Raw genomic sequence first — 17,851 nt, forward strand, 5'->3', positions numbered from 1 at the left:
CCTCGATCCGCCTCGGCCGGGACGCGGGAAGTCCGTCGTCAATCGCGGAGCGTGAGTCGTCTCAGACGAAAGTCGGCTGGCCGATCGAAGCGGATATCGGAGACCGACGTGCCGTCATGGAGGCTCAGGTTGGCATCGCGATCGGGGTCCGAGGATCAGGCCCGCGCCAACCGGTCGCAGCCTTGCCCCATCTGCCCGACAGAAAGTTGCGTCCGATCGTGCCGATACTTTGTGCCGCTCGCCCATCAGCTCGCGGGGAAGCCGGCCGCTGCCGTTGTCAGCTATCGTGCTCCCGGCACAACATCCGGGCGCCCCGTCTTGCCTTTCGCGCCATCGAGCAGACCGGCCAGCGCGACCCGGCCGGCGGAGGACGATCCCTTCGCCAGATATCGCGCTGCATACAGGAGACCTACGCCGAAATGGCAGATCCAGCGCCACCCCGCGAACCGGCGGGCATAGAGGATGCTGTTGCGCGCAGACAGATAGATCGAGAGATAAGAGCGCTTTTCGACGGCGACCGCAGAACCGATCGTCGTTCCGCCAATGTGGCGCACGATCGCCTTGCTTGCGAAGCCGATGCGCTGCGTCCCCCGGCGGCGTCCCCAATCCAAATCTTCCATGTAGAGGAAATAGTCTTCGGCCATGAGTCCGACCGCCTCGACGAAGGCGCGCGTCGCCAGAACGCACGCCCCACTAACCGCATCGATTCTGGCAATGACCTCAGCCGACGGTACGGTACCGAGCGGTTCATTCCGTCCGATGGCGACGACCCGACCCGTCATGCGGGACCAGTGCAGGCCGTAATTGATGATCCTGTCCGGCGTGTCGTCGAACACCAGGCTTGCGCCAACCATGCCGAATCCTTCGGCGGCCTTTGCAACCAATTCGGACAGGCTGTGCCGGTTCACCTCGGTATCGGGGTTGAGAATGAGTACCGCCTCCCAGCCGGGGACCGCGAGCAACGGTTCCAGCCACGCGTTGACGCCACCTCCGTAACCCAGATTCTCGGTCGCCAGCCCGATCCGGACGAGATTCGCTCGACCCTGAAATCGGCATTTTGCGACCGAGACCAACCGCCTCTGTGCGCGGTCGAGCGTGTCTGCGCCGCCGGGCATCGGCTGCAATAGACGATCCGGCCCCGCAAGCCTGGCCACCAGCCTGTCGTAGGCTGCGACGCCGGCATTCTCGCAAATGAAGACCTCGAACTCGTCCCAGTCCGAACCAGCCAGTGACGTCAGGCAGCGCTCGACATCATCCGGATTACCGTACGATACGATGATGACGGCAAGTCTGGCGCTGACGCTCGACATATCCCGAACACCCTTTGTGTTTGCCGCCGGTCGGCGGCCTTCATCGAGGCGAGGTCCACGCGATCATTCAGATCGCCGCGCCTCGTATAATTTCCATCCGCCTGACAGATGTCTATATTCATTTCAGCGACGCATTTATTTTCGTTTCGAAATTCACACACTGATTTCGGAGTTTTCATGCGCTACTTGTTGATACTGACGCTGGCGTCGGCAGGCACCGCTGTCGCAGAACCCGTCCCGACGATCGTCCCGGCATCCAATTCCGCGGCCGCCGTACCATTGAGTTTCAACGATCCCATCTACGCCAAGGCCGTCGGTCATTCGGGCCGGATCAAGCTGCCGCCGGGTGCGTCGCGAACCGACGCGTCGATCGTCGAGAATTCCGGCGAACCGACGATCACCTGCGGCGGCTCCTGCGATCTGCTGCGGGTTCGCATCCAGTCGAGGGAAGGGATCCGCTGCGTGAGCGGAAATATCAACCTGACCTGGGTGTACATCGCCGCCACCGGGATCGGCGGCGATCACGCCGACGGCGTGCAGTGCTACTCGCCGGGAAGCCAGGGCACCGTCACGGTCAAGAACTCGACGTTCAAGATGGCCGGGTCCACCACAGCAGGCTATTTCTCGGCGGACAATTGGCGAGGCTCGCATGTCCTGGAAAACGTCCTGTTCGAGGGCGGCGGTTACGGACTGCGTATCCCCGCGGACGGCGGCTCGTCGGTCAGCCTGAAGAACGTCTATTTCGTCCGCGGCTCTTTCCAGTACGGGCCCTACGCGTTCGACGCCGTCAAGGGCCAGCGTATCAGCATCACCCGATGGGAGAACGTGCGCTGGGCGAGTTGGAAGGGCGATCAACTGGTCCTCGGCGATCTCATCCCGCGGCCATGAAAGGGCTTCGCCATGGCAGCGGCATGCGTCCCGCGATGCCGATGGGCATTTTGCGCCGCTGATGCGGCGACCGGCGCCTCGTTGTTGGACTCGTACATCCACCCCCCCGCCCCGAGCAGGAACATGATCAGGACGTAAGGAGCATCCCAGACGTGGACCGTGCAAAGCGAGAGCGCCAGTCCGCAAAGCGTGATGATGAGCCCCTTGCGGCATTGAGCTGCCTGGACCGAAAGACGCTTCAATCGACCGAGCCCCAGGCACAGCGCGATGAAACTGCCGATCATGAACAAGCAACCCGGAATCCCATAGCGAACGGCGTTGACCAACCAGAAATTGTCGATGCTGCCGCCCATCCAGGTCGGGCGCTCCCAATCGTTCAGGCCATGTCCCAAAATCGGATGAAGCATCACCGATTCCGTTCCGTAGTGCCAGATCAGGACGCGCATATACGACGTGTCCGCATTGAACGTCAGGTACGAGATGAAGACCTCGAAGGGCGTGCGGTTCGACGCGAAATCCACGATCACGAACGCGGTGATCAGAATCGCGGCGAAGATCGCCCAGCGCCGCGCCATGCTTGCGGTGATCTTGTCCCAGACAACCAAGATCACCTGGACGGCGACCGACAGCAGGGCGCCGGAGGAGAGCGAGGAGAACACCGCCATCGCCACGAGACCGGACGCCAGCTTCCCCCGGAAACGCGACGCCGCGCCGTATGCGTAGTAACTCAGGCCGAAGGCACTCGAGCATACGACGCCGAACAGGATGAAATGCTCGAACGGGCCCTGCGCCCGTCTGAGACCGAGCCGGGATTCGTCGCCGACCACGTCGTAGACGGAGAACATTTTGCCGAACAGTTCGATCAGGATTGCCGAGCCGGTAACGTTCTCATAGACGGCGAATGGCAGCAGCACGATGACCATGAGCGCCAGATATCGCGCCATCTGCTGAAACGCGGCCACGTCCCGAATGTACCGCCTCGCGAGCAGGTACGCCCCGAACGTCTCGATGATGAAGATGCCGGCGGATTGCAGCCCCTTGTCGGTACCGTGGATGCTCACCAAGACGAGCCCCCCCCAAGTCGCCGTCAGCAGCATCAGGATGTCGGGCAGCCGCGGTCGCCCCAGCGATCCGGACAGCCACGCCATCAGACATGGAAGGAACATCACGACGAGCACGAGCCGGTAGGGCGACATGCGGGTCGGGCCGATGAAGAAGAAGAACGGCAGGGCCAGCGAGAAGATGAAGAGCGGAACGAGCGCGGACGGCTTTCGGCCCCGCCTCATTTGCGCCGCCGTGCCGACCTGTGCAGTGGCGGACGGCAGCGCTCTTTCGATCCTGTGAGGCGCCAGTGTTGCCGTGCGTTTCACGCCGCATCCTCGATCTTGGTCTCTGCCGCTTCGGCGCAAACAGCGCGTCCGATATCGGCCGGTTCGACGGTCGCGCTGGCGCCGTCATTGCGAAGTGGTCGGCTACGTCAGCGATACCGCACACGCATCGCGTGGCGATACAGCCCTAGCTTTGAAGTCATCTTCCAGGCAGCACCGCGTGCCGCGTCCGGATCATGCAGGTGTCGTCGCATGTAGCCTTCGTCCATTGCGCTGGTCAGGCAGAGGCGGGAATAGAGGAAGGATTCGAAGCCGCGATGATGCCCGAGCTGGATAGTGAAGAGGTGCGTGTATCCCGCCCGCAGAGCGGCATCCCACACGCGTCGGGAGAAGCGCCCGTAAGGAAAGGCGAAGAGGCTGACCGGCACTCCGAGGCGATCCTGCAGCATCGATTTCGAGACAACGAGCTCGCGATCGAGTTCGCTGTCCGAGGCCGCGGTCAGATCGACATGGGCCATGCCGTGCGAGCCGATCGCGACCCCTGCCCCGTTCAGCTCCCTGATCATCTCCCAGCTCATCCGGCCCGGCGCACCGACGAACTCCACCGGGATGAAGGACATGAAGCCAGGGATCCCGCCTGCCGCCATGCACCGGGAATAGACGTGCGTGTAGTCCGACAGGAAGCCGTCGTCGAACGTGAGCACGACGGCGTCGGAGCCGGATGCCGCCGGATCATCGCAGCGCTCCAGGAAATCCCGGGGCGAGACCAGCCTCTCGCCGTAAAGCGCCAGATGGGCCTCGAAGGCCTGATGCGTGAGACACCACGCATTCGAGGGCGAGGACGGCACCAGCTCATGGTAGTTCAGGACAATCATAGCGTCTGAATCAGGTCGGATACGCGCCGGCCCCACGCCTCCCAGTTCAGCCGGGATTCGTAAGCGTCGCGACAAGCCTGCCGTTGGCGCGTCAACCGGTCCGGATTCGCAAAGGCCGCGGCGATCACCGCGGCGTAGTCCGCTTGGGTGGCGTCCGGCGGCAACAGGAAGCCCGTTTCGCCGTCCCGGATCGCACCCGCGATGCCACCCGTGGCCGGCGCGATACTCGGCACGCCATGGGCCGCCGCCTCGCAGAACACGATGCCGTAGCAATCCGCCCGTGTCGGCAACAGGAAGAAATCCGCGTCACGATAGAGCTGGCCCAGCCGGTTGCGCTGGTCGCGATCGTTCTTGTCGAGGAATGGAATGATCGTCAGGCCGTCGCGGACGACGGGCGTCGGCGGTGTGCATCCGCAGATCACCAGTTCGGCGTCTACGCCTCTTGCTCTCAATTCGTCGAGCGCGCCGACCGCAATGTCCGCGCCCTTCTCCTCCCAATTGGCGCCGATGAACAGCAGCCGGCACGGGCCCGGCTTGCGGGGCCCGAGAACAGAGGCGCGATCCGGCGGCTCTTCGAAATTGGCCCCCCACGGAATGACCTGCACCTTCCGGGGATCCGCACCATAATGCCTGACTGCTGATTCAGCCGCCCATTCCGACGGATAAAGCAGCAGGTCTGCGCGCGCGATGGTGTCCCGCTCGAGGCGGTCAGCCATCTCCCGGGCGGCGCCGTTCATGTTGCGGTAATTGGGGTGGTAGTCGTCGACCAGCCGGAAGGTCGCGTCCGACGCGTAGACGAGAGGGACCCCGTCAGGCACGGCCCAGGCAAAGGTGGATCCGGCGGGGGCGAAGACAACATCGGGAGAGAGCGCGCGAATCTTGCGGGAGGCGTCGGCGGCATATTGCGCGACGACCGGTCCGGCATGAAACGGAGAGATCCCCGGCCTGCGAAAGGTCCGGCAGACCTTCGAATAGGCTCTGTAGAACGGCAAGCTTGATGCGTTCAGAGGACCGATATGGACGACGTCGTTTCCCTCGCGTGCGAGCGACTTCGACATATGGAACGGCGTGCCGGACCAGAACCTCACCTGCTTGGCGTCGCCGATCGTGGCAAACGCGATCCGTGTTGACCGACAGCGACTTTGCACGGCGTGCTCCGTTCCCCGTCTCATGGCGTGGCGCGCGCTCCCTTCGCGGAAGCATCCTTCCTCGCCACGGCGATGAAGTTCGGGGACATTGCCAGATCGAGGAATTTGGAACGGCCGCGAACGAAGGCGGCGCGCGGATGAGGCATCCCGACGGTTCGATCCACCGTCAAACCGGATCGGCCGCACCAGTCCCTGACTTTTCCGATGCTGCTGATATGAACGCCCGAGCGGTGATAGCTCTCCAGGCCACGATAGCGATGGGGATGGCGGAGCCGTCGCAGCATTTCAGGAACGCAGCGCATGTTCGGGGTCTGGATGATCGCCACCGCATTTTCCGCCATGGCGCCGCCAAACATCGAGAGCACTTCGACCGGATCGCGAACCAGGTGGAGCACGTTCGCGAACAGGATACAGTCGAACGTCTGATCGCGCAGTTTCTCGGTGGCGAGGCGGAAATCGCCGAACACCATCTCGACGCCTTTGTCCGCCGCGCGGCCGCAAACGACCGGGTCGAGCGGCACGGCAACGACCTGCAGGCCCCGCTCCGCAAGCGCGCACTCGGTTGCCCCCGAGCCGCATCCCACCGAAAGCACGGTTCGCACGCCCGGCGGTATTGCGGCGATCAGATCAAGACTCGGACGCTCATAGTAGTCCTTCGAGTACATCCGGCGCCACAGCTTGGTCTCGCCCTCGAGCAGCGCGGCCGGTGCGCCGGGCCCGGCCGCGAGCTGCAGCAGCGTGTCGACCTGGGCGCGCATCTCCGCCTCGGTCACCCCGACTTTGCCGGCGTATTTGTTGGACAGATGGTGGACGGTGAAATCGTCCAGACGCGACACCGGGACCAGTTTCGTGAAGCCGCACTGGATATACGGATCGGTCGCGGCGGTGCAGAGCAGATCGTGCTTCCACTCGTACGGCTCGACCAGGAAGCCGCCGGACGCGATCGCCTTGCGCAACTGGCTTTGCGTCAGGACATAGCAGGCCGCGTGTTCGTTGGTGAATCTGGCGAGGACGAATTCCGCCCTCGATCTGAGAGACGCAGGATCCCAATGGAATTCATCGTGCATGTCGGGATAGCTGATACGACCGTCCAGGCTCTGCTCCATGCGAATGAAGCCGGCGACTTCATCCTCTCGCAGCGCCGCGGTGACCTCCAGAAAGGCGCGCAACTGTCCTTCGGTGATGAGGATGTCGTCTTCGGAATAGATGAAGAGGTCGTAGCGATCGACGCGCTCCGCAAACAGCGCCTTGTGCGCGAACGGCAGCGACCACGGATCCTTGCTCGGCAGGCCGACGCGGCACTCGATCCCCGGCGCGGGCTTCTTTTCGATGTTCGACAGGATCACGATATCGACGTCGAACGGCATGGACCCGTATTCGCGAATGAGGCGGTCCAGGTGGCTGTTGTTCGATGTGCCGTAGCTTGCCAACGCCACAAGAACGCTCAGCCGGCCGTTGCGGCCGATCGCCCGGGACGCGGGCAATGTCGAAAGCTCAACGGGAAAGTTCATCGGCGCAATCGTCCTGGCTTGCGCAACCGGCGCGAGAATCCAATCCGCAGTCTTTCTAAGCGACAATCATCTATTTAATAGCTTAAATTCAATTAATCATCAATACGCCATCGATATAATTTGATTATTTAATATTACCGATCAATATACTCCGGGAGGGGCGTCACGTCGTCTGGCCGGCGCCTGAGCCGTGAAGGAGTTGGGATCCATGAAGGTGCTTCTCTATCCACATTCCATGGAAGTGGGGGGATCACAGATCAATGCTCTTCAACTAGCCGGCGCGGTTCGCGACCGCGGCCACCAGGTCATCGTCGCATCCGAACCGGGGCCGCTGATGGAACGGGTGCGCAATCTGGCCCTCGAACACGTCGAACTGCCGCTGCATCGCAGCCGGCCGTCTCCGCGAGTGAGCGGCATCCTCAGCGATCTGGTCAAACGCCGCGGAATCGACGTCATCCACGGCCACGAATGGCCGCCGATCGTTGAAGCGTTCTTCGGGGGCACACTGCGGCATTGCACGCCCGTCGTCGGCACCATCATGTCGATGTCGGTGGTTCCGTTCCTGCCGCGCGCGACACATCTCACCGTGGGCACCGAGCTCATTCGCCGGTCGGCTCTCGCGTCCGGCTATCGGAACGTCGACCTGCTGGAGCCGCCGGTCGACACCGTGGCCGACAACCCCTCGATCGACGGCCGAGATTTTCGTGCGTGCCTCGGCATCCGGCCGGACGAAGTCGTCATTGCCATGATTTGCCGGCTGGTGCCGGATCTCAAGCTCGAGGGCATGCTGACCGCCTGCGACGCGGTTCGCGAGCTTGCCCGAGCCGGCAAACCGGTGCGGCTGGTGATCGTGGGCGACGGCCGGGCGCGCGACGACGTCGCCCGCCGCGCCGCCAGCGCCAATGCGGACGCCGGCTACGAAGCCGTGCTTCTGGCGGGTGAGATGGCCGACGCGAGCCCCGCCTATGCGGCTGCCGACATCCTTGTCGGGCAAGGCGGCTCGGCGCTGCGGGGGATGGCGTTCGCCAAGCCGCTCGTGGTGGTCGGCGAGGAAGGATTCAGTGAGTTGCTGACGCCCGACAGCGCGCCGATGTTTCTGCAGCAGGGCTGGTACGGTCTCGGCGCCGGTACGCTCGGGACGGGAGCGCCGGCGCTCCACCGGGCGCTGGAGCGGCTCGTCGGCTCACCCGAGATACGCAGCCAGCTCGGATCGTTTGGCCGTCGGTTGGTGCAGTCGCGCTTCAGCCTTGGCCGTGCCGCCGAAATCGTCGAAGGCATCTACGTCTCGGCCATTCAGACGCCGGTCTCCGTCAGGCAACTGGTCCCCGAAGCGCTGCATGTCGCGGCCGGCGTGGCCGGCAACCGGATCCGGCGAAGGTATCTCAAATGGACCGGAGCTGGTGCGACCGACGATCAGAACCAGCGGCAAGTCATCGCCGCGGTTTTCGACACCGGCAGCAACGGCGCGACGCCGGTCGGCAGGCCCGAGCGACAGGTCGCGTAGCCGTCAGCATAAGGAGCGTTTGCGAGCGAAGCGGAGACCGGCTCGCGGAGCGGCGACGCGTCCAACAGAAAGCTGCCGCGGCGGCTCTGATCCTGTCAGGATCGACGCCGCTCCAGCTCCGCGCGCAGCGCCTCGGCGACGCGGATCTGTTCATCCTCGGTCATCTGCGCGTAGATCGGCAGCAGGATCGCGTGTTCCTGGGCGAGTTCGGATTGGCGCAGACTGTGCCGACGCTCATCGCTCGCGTAGGGAGCCTCGCGGTGCGAGCACATGATGCCGCGACGGGTCGCGATCCCCTGATCGAGCATATTCTGCATGACGGTCTTCTGGTCCACCCTGTCGGGCAGGCGCACACAATAGCTCTGCCAGTTCGAGCGCGCCCATTCGGGCTCGAACGGCAGCGTCAGCCCGTCGAGACCGCCGAGCAGTTCTCTGTACCGGCTCGCGATCGCACGTCGCCGCGCCACCACGTCCGGCAGCCGCTCCAGCTGCTTGCGGCCGACCGCGGCCTGCACATCGGTCATGCGATAGTTGAAGCCGACCGCCACATAGTCCTCGAAGATAACCTGCGGCGAGCTGTGCCGCACCGTATCGGGAACATTCATGCCGTGCTGACGCCACAGCCGCAGCTTGCGGTCGATCTCCGGGTCGGACGTCGTGAGCATGCCGCCCTCACCCGTCGTGATCACCTTGCGGGGGTGAAACGAGAAGCAGGCGACCGCTCCGCGCGGCCTGCCGACATACTCCCAGTCGCCATCGATGGCGATCCGGCTGCCGATCGCGCAGGCGGCGTCTTCGATCACCGGAATTCCATGCCGGTTGGCCACTCCAAGGAGCGCTTCGAGATCGCACGGCATCCCCATCTGATGGATGGTCAGGATGGCTCGGGTGCGCCCGGTGATCGCCTCTGCGACACGTTCCGGATCGAGGTTATAGGTCGCCGGATCGATGTCGACGAAGATCGGCGTTGCGCCGCAATAGCGGATGCTGTTCGCCGTGGCGATGAAGGAGTGACTCGATGTGATGACCTCGTCGCCGGGACCGACGCCCACCGCGAGCAGCGCGAGATGCAGCGCGGTCGTGCAATTGGACACCGCGCAGGCATATCCGGCACCGACCACCGCTGCGAATTCGCGCTCGAAAGCGGCGACCTGCGGGCCCTGCGACAGCCAGCCGGACAGCACGGCGTCGCGCGCGGCGTCGGCTTCCGCCTCACCGACGTACGGCTTGGCGATCGGGATCGTGGCGCGTGACAGTCCTCCGTTCCGGCCCGCCGTCGACGCGGCTTTCGCCACTCCTTCCGTGGACGGAGGGACCTGATGTTGCCCGCTTCTGGCCTCTGATCGCTGCAGTGCTTCCGTCATTGGTCTGCTCGTCCTGCTGATTTCGGTTTGCGATTCGGCGATCTGGGGGCGAATGGCTGAGCATCGCGAATGGAGTCTTGCCGGGCTGGTCGGTCCTGCACTAGCTTTTCCCACCCGACCTAGGCCGACGATCCTTCGGCCGAAGAAGCCCATCCGGTTTCGATGAATGTCCGAATGGTCGATATCAGGCTCGGCGACGCCTGTGCGCTGAGCCGCTCGGTTTCGCTCAAGACCTGAAATTGATCCAGCTTGTCGACAAGCTCCTGCTCCGTGAAGGCCACCATGATGCTGCCTTGCTCCGCGAACCGTTTCGCGGTGGCGAGCTGGTGGTCGTTGCGATGCTCGCTGAGACGCGCCAGCCGGGGCATGACGATGACGCGTGTTCCGAGCTCGAGCGCGGTAATGATCGAGCCCATGCCGGCATGGGAAACCACCAGGCTGGCGGCCTCCACCCGTCGGCGGAATTCGGACGGATCGATGAACTGCTCCGTAAGGATGTGTTCGGAGCGATAATTCGATGGACCTGTCTGTGCGAACACGTCGGTTCGTCCATGCGCGCCCGCCCACCCGTCGATCGTCCGGATCAACCGATCGAACTTTCCCTGCGTCCCGACCGTTACGAAAATCATAGCACCGACCCCGAGTAATGAGGACCATTGGGGCGCGCCAGATGCGGCCACTGCGTCAGCCACAGGTCGGCGCAACGGCCGATCCGGTCCCCCGACATCGAGAGCTGCTCGGCATTGGCGATACTATCCAGCCAGATCGTCCTTGCGCCCATCAGCCGACCGAACCGCAGCGCCAGATATCCCGGAGCGGCACCGGTCGAGATCACGATATCCGGCCTCTCCGTCCAGACGATCCAGGCCATGCGGCGGGCCGCCTTCAACAGGGCGAACTTCGTCCAGCGATTGGCATCATTGACGAAGTAGAACTTATGCTCGGGCACCTGCGCCCGATAGGATTCGTGCACAGTGACGAAGGTGACCTCGCAATCTTCGAAGGCGTGCTTTATACGCATCAACTGCACCCAGTGGCCGCCTCCCGAGGCGACCGCAAGCAGCTTCGGCCGCTTGCCGCGCGATTGCGGCGCGCTGCCATCCGCTGATGTGTTCTTTTCAAGGATCGGATTCAGAACCATCGGCTGACCTCCTGAAAATGCCGCAAGCTCTGCGAAGACACGACGGTGAGTCGGATCGGATGGCGATCGGACCGGCGCCGCGGGGCTTGCCTGCTGTTTATCTATTAAATCGTCAGTTACATTATATATCCATATTTCTTTAATCAAGCTCTATATTAAATAGTTATTTAATTTGGATAATGACAAGGGAAGACGCCCTCGCAGCATTCACTTCGCGGAATCGGCGGACGGCACCGCACGGGAGGTCTCGTCGCGCTGCCATCGCGGCGCTCCGTCTCGCGCGCTCCTGGTCGCCCGGCGCCGTGCGACGAAGTTGATCGAGCAATAGATCATCAGGCCGAGCCACAAGCGGGGCTCCGCAAGGAGCGTCACGAGGGATCGATTATTCGACTCGCCGTTGTTGGTGCTCAGCTCCGGAAAGCGCCGAGCGAGTTCGAACGTCCCCCTGTGGGCGCGCGTCCTGACCGCGATCAGTTGCGGAACGGTGCGTGGAGGAAACACTTTCGAGACCACGTCGGGAAGCGTCGCCCGCTCCGACGGTTTGAATTGAAGCCGGACAAAGGTGTCGTCCGCGACAACGTCCGGGAACGGACCGAACCTGCGCCGCCCCGCCTCCGACAGCGCATAGACGCCGGATCCGCCGATCCCTTCACGCGACGAGGGCAGCCGGGCGCGGATGTCGTAGTACTTGCGGATCAGCCAGGAACAGCCCGCCAAGTCGATATCCGCCATGGGCGCCACCGCCAGCACGTCGCCTCGCTCGAGGCGTTTTGCCAGGGCCCTAATGGCATCGGCGGAGATGACGATGTCCGCATCGACATAGAATCGCGGGAATGTGCCGGAGATCTGATCGCCGAGATTCAGCGCGTGAGTCTTGCTGGCGATCTCGGTCTCGACCACCTCGACCGTCGGGCCGAAGGTCCGGGCGACCATTGCCGTGTCGTCCGTGCAGCCGTTGCAAACGACAACGGCGCTGATCCCGTCGGAGGCGGGATCGGCGATCCATTGGTTCAACGTCCGCCCGATCACAGAACTCTCGTTGTGAGCGGGAACGACAATCGAGATCATGGCTGACCACGTCGAAGCGAGACAGTTGCGCTACGTCCTTGAAGCCGCCATCGGTTCGTCGAACGCGTGACGGCTCTTTCGATCTCATCGCGTAGGGGCGCCGCAATCGCGCCCGCACGGATCGTCCGCATCTCGCCGGCGCCATTCAGGTCGATGCCTTTGACCCTTGCCGGCCCTAAGCGCAGCTTCGGCAGCGCCCGCCCGGACTTACGAGACTGCAGCCTCGTGCTGGCGCGGAGCAGTGAGCGACGCGCGCTCGGACCGCCACCATTCCACCAGATCGGCCAGGCCCTGTTCGAGCTGCACCGTGGCGCGAAACCCGAGCAGCCGCTCCGCCTTCTCCGTCGATGCCAGCCGGCGCGGCACTGGATTGATCGAACGCTCCGGAGCGAATTCGGGTGCGAGGCTGCGATGGCCCATCACCGAGGCCAGCGCCGCCGCGAGTTGCGCGAGGCTGGTTTCAGTTTCGCTGGCAACGTTGAACACCTCGTCTGTGGCCTCTGCCCGGGCGCCGAGAATGTTGGCCCGCGCGACGTCCCGGACGTGAATGAAATCCATAGTCTGCCGGCCGTCGCCGAAGATGATCGGCGGCAGCCCGGCGTCGAGCCGTTCCATCCAGCGGATCAGGACCTCGGTGTAGCGACCGTGGATGTCCATGCGGTCGCCGTAGACGTTGAAGTAACGGAACGCGACGTAGTCGAGCCCATGCATGTCGTTGTAGGCCCGCAGCAGCCCTTCATTGAAGGCCTTCGCGGCGCCATAGAGCGTCCTGTTGTCGTAGGGATTCTGCCGCTCGGTCGTCGGGAACTCGTCGGCCATGCCGTACACCGACGCCGAGGACGCGGCGATGACCTTCTCGATGTTGTATTTGACGCACAGATCGAGCAGGTCGAAGGTCGCGTCCACCATGACTTCCTTGGCAAGGCGAGGCTCGGCGGCGCAGTGGGTAATTCGCAGCGCGGCCTGATGAAACACGATATCCGCCGACTTGACGAGCGAGCCGAGCAGCTTGTTGTCCCGGATGTCGCCCACCATCAGCCTGACCGGTCCACGATCGAGAGCCCGCCGAAGATTCTCCGCCCGTCCTCTGATCATGTTGTCGAGTGCGACGATTTCGACGCAGCCCTCGTCGCACAATTGGTCGATGATATGCGATCCGATGAACCCGGCTCCGCCGGTGACCAGAATTCGCTTTCCCTTCAGATCGGCCAAGACGCTCTCCTGTTGTTGGATCCGCCAACAGCGGCGCGCAAGCGCCGCCGTGCTCGCGCGGGACTTACGCAGCCTCGACGAAACGAATCTTCCGAAGTTGCTCGACCACTTCGGCCACATGCTCGGGCCGCAGCTCCGGATAGATCGGAAGCGACAGGAAGCGCTTGGCCAACCCCTCGGTAACCGGCAGATCGCCGGCGCGATAGCCGAGATCGGCGTAGGCTTTCTGCAGATGCACGGGAACGGGATAGTGGATCCCCACGCCGATGCCGGCTTGCTGCAGCATGCTCAGCGTCTCGTCGCGCCTCGGCAGGCAGAGCGCATAGACATGATAGACGTGCCGGCTGTGGGCGGGCGGCTGCGGGCGCACACATTCCAGCTTCGCGAGCTGGCGATCATAGTCCGCCGCCGCCGCGCGGCGCCCTTCTGTCCAGGCTTCGATGTAGTTCATCTTGACGTTCAGCACCGCGCCCTGGATGCCGTCCATCCGATAATTGTAACCGGAGACGACGTGGTTGTATTTGGTTTCCTGGCCCCAGTCGCGCAGCAGCGCGACCCGCTTGGCCAATTCGGGCTGATTGGTGACGACCGCGCCGCCCTCGCCATAAGCGCCAAGGTTCTTGCCCGGATAGAAGCTGAAGCAGCCGAAATCGCCGATCGACCCCGCACGCCGTCCCTTGTATTCGGCGCCATGCGCCTGCGCGGCATCCTCGATCACGACCAGGCCGCGGCGGCGCGCGATCTCCATGATCGGGTCCATGTCGGCCATCAGCCCATGTAGATGCACCGGCAGGATCGCCTTTGTCCGCTCGGTGATTGCGGCCTCGACCTGGGCCGGGTCCATCGTCCAGGTCACAGGATCGACATCGACGAAGACAGGCTTCGCGCCGCTGTAGAGCACGGCGGCGGTGGTCGCGACGAAGGTCATCGAGACGGTGATGACTTCGTCGCCGGGCCCGACGCCGGCCGCGACCAAAGCGAGATGCAGCGCAGAGGTCCCGCTATTGACCGCGAGACAATGGCCGACATTGCAGTATTCGGCAAAGCACTTCTCGAACGCCGACACTTCGGGTCCCAACACGAACTGCGTGCTCTCGATGGCACGCGAGATCGCGGCGTCGACCTCGGGCTTGATCTGGCGATACTGCGCTTTCAAATCCAGAAAAGGTACCAATGCTCGATGTCCTCTGATGCGGCGCCGCCGGCGCGGGTCGGTCGATTTAATTTAAATATATTATTCAAATTAAATCACACCCGACATAAAATGAAAATGGTTATCTGCACGAATTATATCCGATCGACGTTTTGGTGAATCGCCGCGCGGCTATGCGGTGCGGCGCGCGGCCGCGATCAACGGCGCCGCCTTGGATGCCGGCAGAATGCGTGCGGGCACCCCCGCCACCACGGCCCCGGCCGGAACGTCCTTCGTCACCACCGCGCCCGCGCCGACAATAGCGTCGGCACCGATGCTGATGCCGCACAGGATGGTCGCGTTGGACCCGATCGAGGCTCGCTTGCCGACCCGCGTCGGCTCGACCGTCCAGTCGGCCGGTCCTTGCGGTTGCCCGTCCGCCGTCGTGGCCCGCGGATATTTGTCGTTGGTGAACATCACCCCGTGTCCGACGAACACCTCGTCCTCGATGGTGACGGCTTCGCAGATGAAACTGTGCGACGAGATCTTGCACCTGGCGCCGATGCTGGCTCCGGCCTGGATTTCGACGAACGTTCCCAGCCTGGTTTCGTCGCCGATCGAGCAACCATAGAGATTGACGAGATCCGGATGGAAGATCCGCACGTCGCGACCGAGTTGCACGTCTTTTGCGATAGGCATCGCCTCTTCTCCAAAGCGTTACGTGGACACTTCAAACAGCATTGCGGCCGGCCCGCGCTGCCGCACCGCGAACGACGCCGCCGCCGAATCTGCCGATGACGGACAGAACGAGTCTGGCCGACGCATCGAGCTCCGGCAGCAGCGGATGCTTCACGGCGATCAGGGCGAGGAACCACGCCCCCGCCGTGGCGGCAGCCGCTACGAGAATGCCGGCGACTGGGCCGATCAGCCCGTATCCGATCAGTCCGACGCCGATCGCGGCGGTTGCGCCGCTGCACAGCGCGACGATCCCGCTCTTCCATATCGCGTGAGCGATATCGGCCCAGCGCAGTTCCAGGTGCCGACTGATGAAGTGAATGGCCACGGCTGCCTGGAAGGGGAGTGTCAGCAATGCCGATGCGGCGACCGCCTCCACGCCGGCGTAGGACGCGGCGAAAACCACCAGCAGCGACGGCGGCAGCGAAATCAACGACGACACCAGCGTATCGCGCACGCTGCCGGCGGCCACCAGCACAGGATAGGTCAGGCTTGCGGCGAACAGCGACAGGCTCCCGACGCAGAGGAATTGGACCAGCGGCACCACTTCGAGCCAGGAGGGTCCGAGCCAGACCAGGATGATCGGCTTGGCCATGACGGCCATCACCGTCAGGACCGGCCAGTGCAGAGCGGTGAGCAGCGCGACCGCGTGCAGATAGATGCGCTTCAGGTCTCCGCCCACGCTGGTCTGGGCAAAGATCGCCGGCATGATGACCGGACCGATCACCTGCGTCACCAACTTGTCGAACACCTGGGTGAGGTTGACGGCCCGGCTGTAAAGGCCGGCAGACGCGAAATCCAGGATACGCGCGAGGAACAGCTGCGGCGCCGAATTATAGAAGACGTTGATGAGGACGACACCGCTCGAATACAGGCCGAAACGCACGATTCCAGCACAGCCGGACAGCGAGGGCCGGAAGATTCGCAGGTCGCGGCGGGTGGCCACGAGATGGACCGCTTGCACGGCGCTGCCGGCGATCATTCCCCAGATCGGGGCCAGATAGCTGAAGCCCATCACCGCCAGCACGATCGAAACCACCACGATGGTGAAATTGCAGGAGAGATTGCTCGCCGCGATGACGCCGAACTGCATGTTGCGGCGAAGCAGCGCGACGATCGTCATCGAGAACGGCATGATCGCAAAATTGAGAACCGCGACGGCGATGCCGGCCTTCAGGTCGTCCGAGCCCGACATCCTTCCCGCGAAATCGCTCAGCAGGTACAGGCCCAGGCCGATGCCGAGCGACAGGCCGAGCGTGACCGTGAACGCCGTCCGGATATCGCCTTCCGACAGGGACTCCTTCTGGATCAGATAATTCGCGCCACCGAACTCTTGCGACGACGCCGCGAACACCGAGGTGATCGCGGTGACGACCGCGTAGGTCCCGAATTCTGCCGGTGTCAGCAGTCTCGACAGCACGGCCGTCGAGACGAAGAAGAGCAGCAGGCTGGCGTAGCGCTCGATCGCGGACATTAAGATTGAGCGTTGGACAGAATTCATCGCGAAGCCGCCGCAGCTACCGGACAGACGAAGGATCGGGAGCTCCCGTCACATCAGGCAACCCGGACTCCCTCGGAAATCCGGCGCGGTTGCTTGAGACGGACCGGCCTGCCGTGATCGGCGATCGAGCGCGATGCGGCTTCCAGCACTTCGATGACCCGGAGGCCGGACAGGCCATCGGAGATCGGCGTCGCGCCGGTCCGCACGCATTCGAGGAAATGCTCGACCTCGGTCTGCAGGGCCTCCTTCGTCGAAATGTTGGGCGCCCACATGTCGCCGGCCCGATAGCCGATCCGGAACTGATGCGCGTTCTCCGGCGATTCATTGAGGGTGATGCCCTTGTCGTAGACCTTGATCTTCTCGGTCGGCTCGAGATCGTCATACACGATCATCTTCTTGCTGCCGCCGACGAAGGTCTGTCGCACCTTGATCGGCGAGAGCCAGTTGACGCTGACATGGGCAACGCATTTGCTCTCGAAGAACATGGTGATATGCGCCATGTTCTCCGGCGATCCGGCGACATGGGACGATCCTGTCGCCGACACCGCGACGGGATCCTCGTTCAGCAAGTACTGAATGATCGAAATGTCGTGCACCGCCAGGTCCCAGATCACGTTGACGTCGCTCTGGAACAGCCCCAGGCTCGACCGCGTGCTGTCATAGTAATAGAGGTCGCCGAGCTGATCCTGAGTGATCAGGTCGCGGATCTTCTGCACCGCCGGCGTATACAGGAAGGTGTGATCCACCATCAGCGCCAGGCCTCGGCGGTCGGCCTCGTCGATCAGACGACTGACCAGATCGGCGCTCGGCGCGAGCGGCTTTTCGACCAGGACGTGCTTGCCGGCCTTGAGCGCGGCCATTGCCAGGTCGTAATGCGTGCGAACCGGCGTCGCGATGGCGATCGCATCGATGCTCGGGTCCTCGAGCAGATCCTCGTAGCGATTGGTGGTGGCCACCCCGGGATAGAGATGACTGCTCGCCACCAGCTTCGCCGGATCGAGGTCGGCAACGCCGACGACACGGGCGGAAGGGTTGCTGACGAAGTTGCGTACGAGATTCGGCCCCCAATAGCCGTATCCGACGACGCCAATTCCAACGCGGCCATTTGTCATGAAATTCGCCAACCCCGCTATT

General features: G+C 63.5%; 16 protein-coding genes. 2 read left to right on the forward strand and 14 right to left on the reverse strand.

Translation table 11 applies throughout. The features are described 5' to 3' along the window. Positions 1-281: 281 nt before the first annotated feature. A complete protein-coding gene (locus SR870_RS12430; protein ID WP_322513878.1) occupies positions 282-1,310 on the reverse strand; it encodes a glycosyltransferase family 2 protein in 1,029 nt (342 codons plus the stop codon). Positions 1,311-1,487: 177 nt separating this feature from the next. Here SR870_RS12430 and SR870_RS12435 point away from each other — a divergent pair, with 177 nt between their 5' ends. Further along, positions 1,488-2,198 (forward strand): hypothetical protein, encoded by a 711-nt coding sequence (locus SR870_RS12435; protein ID WP_322513879.1) that lies wholly within the window; start codon positions 1,488-1,490, stop codon positions 2,196-2,198. On the opposite strand, the gene SR870_RS12440 is transcribed toward SR870_RS12435, so the two are convergent. The 4 genes from SR870_RS12440 to SR870_RS12455 all read right to left on the reverse strand — a co-directional run bounded on the left by SR870_RS12440 (position 2,162) and on the right by SR870_RS12455 (position 7,060). Further along, complete coding sequence (locus SR870_RS12440; protein ID WP_322513880.1) at positions 2,162-3,568, reverse strand: O-antigen ligase family protein; 1,407 nt, start codon at positions 3,566-3,568, stop codon at positions 2,162-2,164. The genes SR870_RS12435 and SR870_RS12440 overlap by 37 nt on opposite strands. 107 nt (positions 3,569-3,675) lie before the next feature. Next, positions 3,676-4,401 (reverse strand): polysaccharide deacetylase family protein, encoded by a 726-nt coding sequence (locus SR870_RS12445; RefSeq protein ID WP_322513881.1) that lies wholly within the window; start codon positions 4,399-4,401, stop codon positions 3,676-3,678. Then, the gene (locus tag SR870_RS12450; RefSeq protein WP_322513882.1) at positions 4,398-5,459 is read right to left on the reverse strand and encodes a glycosyltransferase family 4 protein; all 1,062 of its coding nucleotides are present in this window, start codon (positions 5,457-5,459) and stop codon (positions 4,398-4,400) included. The genes SR870_RS12445 and SR870_RS12450 overlap by 4 nt, the downstream gene beginning before the upstream one ends. 110 nt (positions 5,460-5,569) lie before the next feature. Next, complete coding sequence (locus tag SR870_RS12455; RefSeq protein WP_322513883.1) at positions 5,570-7,060, reverse strand: class I SAM-dependent methyltransferase; 1,491 nt, start codon at positions 7,058-7,060, stop codon at positions 5,570-5,572. A gap of 208 nt (positions 7,061-7,268) precedes the next feature. Between SR870_RS12455 and SR870_RS12460 the strand changes: the two genes are divergently transcribed. Then, the gene (locus tag SR870_RS12460; protein ID WP_322513884.1) at positions 7,269-8,564 is read left to right on the forward strand and encodes a glycosyltransferase family 4 protein; all 1,296 of its coding nucleotides are present in this window, start codon (positions 7,269-7,271) and stop codon (positions 8,562-8,564) included. Positions 8,565-8,659: 95 nt separating this feature from the next. Here SR870_RS12460 and SR870_RS12465 read toward each other — a convergent pair whose 3' ends face one another. The 9 genes from SR870_RS12465 to SR870_RS12505 all read right to left on the reverse strand — a co-directional run bounded on the left by SR870_RS12465 (position 8,660) and on the right by SR870_RS12505 (position 17,829). Further along, positions 8,660-9,928, reverse strand: a complete 1,269-nt coding sequence (locus SR870_RS12465) for a DegT/DnrJ/EryC1/StrS family aminotransferase (protein WP_322513885.1) — start codon at positions 9,926-9,928, stop codon at positions 8,660-8,662. A gap of 119 nt (positions 9,929-10,047) precedes the next feature. After that, positions 10,048-10,557 carry a glycosyltransferase gene (locus SR870_RS12470; RefSeq protein WP_322513886.1) on the reverse strand — a complete coding sequence of 170 codons (510 nt, stop codon included), beginning with the start codon at positions 10,555-10,557 and terminating at the stop codon, positions 10,048-10,050. After that, a complete protein-coding gene (locus tag SR870_RS12475) occupies positions 10,554-11,069 on the reverse strand; it encodes a UDP-N-acetylglucosamine--LPS N-acetylglucosamine transferase (RefSeq protein ID WP_322513887.1) in 516 nt (171 codons plus the stop codon). The genes SR870_RS12470 and SR870_RS12475 overlap by 4 nt, the downstream gene beginning before the upstream one ends. 207 nt (positions 11,070-11,276) lie before the next feature. Continuing rightward, positions 11,277-12,137: a glycosyltransferase family 2 protein gene (locus SR870_RS12480; protein ID WP_322513888.1), complete on the reverse strand. Its 861-nt coding sequence runs from the start codon at positions 12,135-12,137 to the stop codon at positions 11,277-11,279. Positions 12,138-12,344: 207 nt separating this feature from the next. Then, positions 12,345-13,340, reverse strand: a complete 996-nt coding sequence (locus SR870_RS12485; protein WP_322518258.1) for an NAD-dependent epimerase/dehydratase family protein — start codon at positions 13,338-13,340, stop codon at positions 12,345-12,347. 73 nt (positions 13,341-13,413) lie between these two features. Further along, positions 13,414-14,523: a DegT/DnrJ/EryC1/StrS family aminotransferase gene (locus SR870_RS12490; protein WP_322513889.1), complete on the reverse strand. Its 1,110-nt coding sequence runs from the start codon at positions 14,521-14,523 to the stop codon at positions 13,414-13,416. Positions 14,524-14,673: 150 nt separating this feature from the next. Continuing rightward, complete coding sequence (locus SR870_RS12495) at positions 14,674-15,180, reverse strand: acyltransferase (protein ID WP_322513890.1); 507 nt, start codon at positions 15,178-15,180, stop codon at positions 14,674-14,676. Between the two features lie 31 nt (positions 15,181-15,211). Beyond that, positions 15,212-16,690: an oligosaccharide flippase family protein gene (locus SR870_RS12500; RefSeq protein WP_322513891.1), complete on the reverse strand. Its 1,479-nt coding sequence runs from the start codon at positions 16,688-16,690 to the stop codon at positions 15,212-15,214. A gap of 80 nt (positions 16,691-16,770) precedes the next feature. Continuing rightward, the gene (locus SR870_RS12505) at positions 16,771-17,829 is read right to left on the reverse strand and encodes a Gfo/Idh/MocA family oxidoreductase (RefSeq protein ID WP_322513892.1); all 1,059 of its coding nucleotides are present in this window, start codon (positions 17,827-17,829) and stop codon (positions 16,771-16,773) included. Positions 17,830-17,851 lie beyond the last annotated feature (22 nt).

Source organism: Rhodopseudomonas palustris (assembly GCF_034479375.1).
GTDB lineage: Bacteria > Pseudomonadota > Alphaproteobacteria > Rhizobiales > Xanthobacteraceae > Rhodopseudomonas > Rhodopseudomonas palustris_M.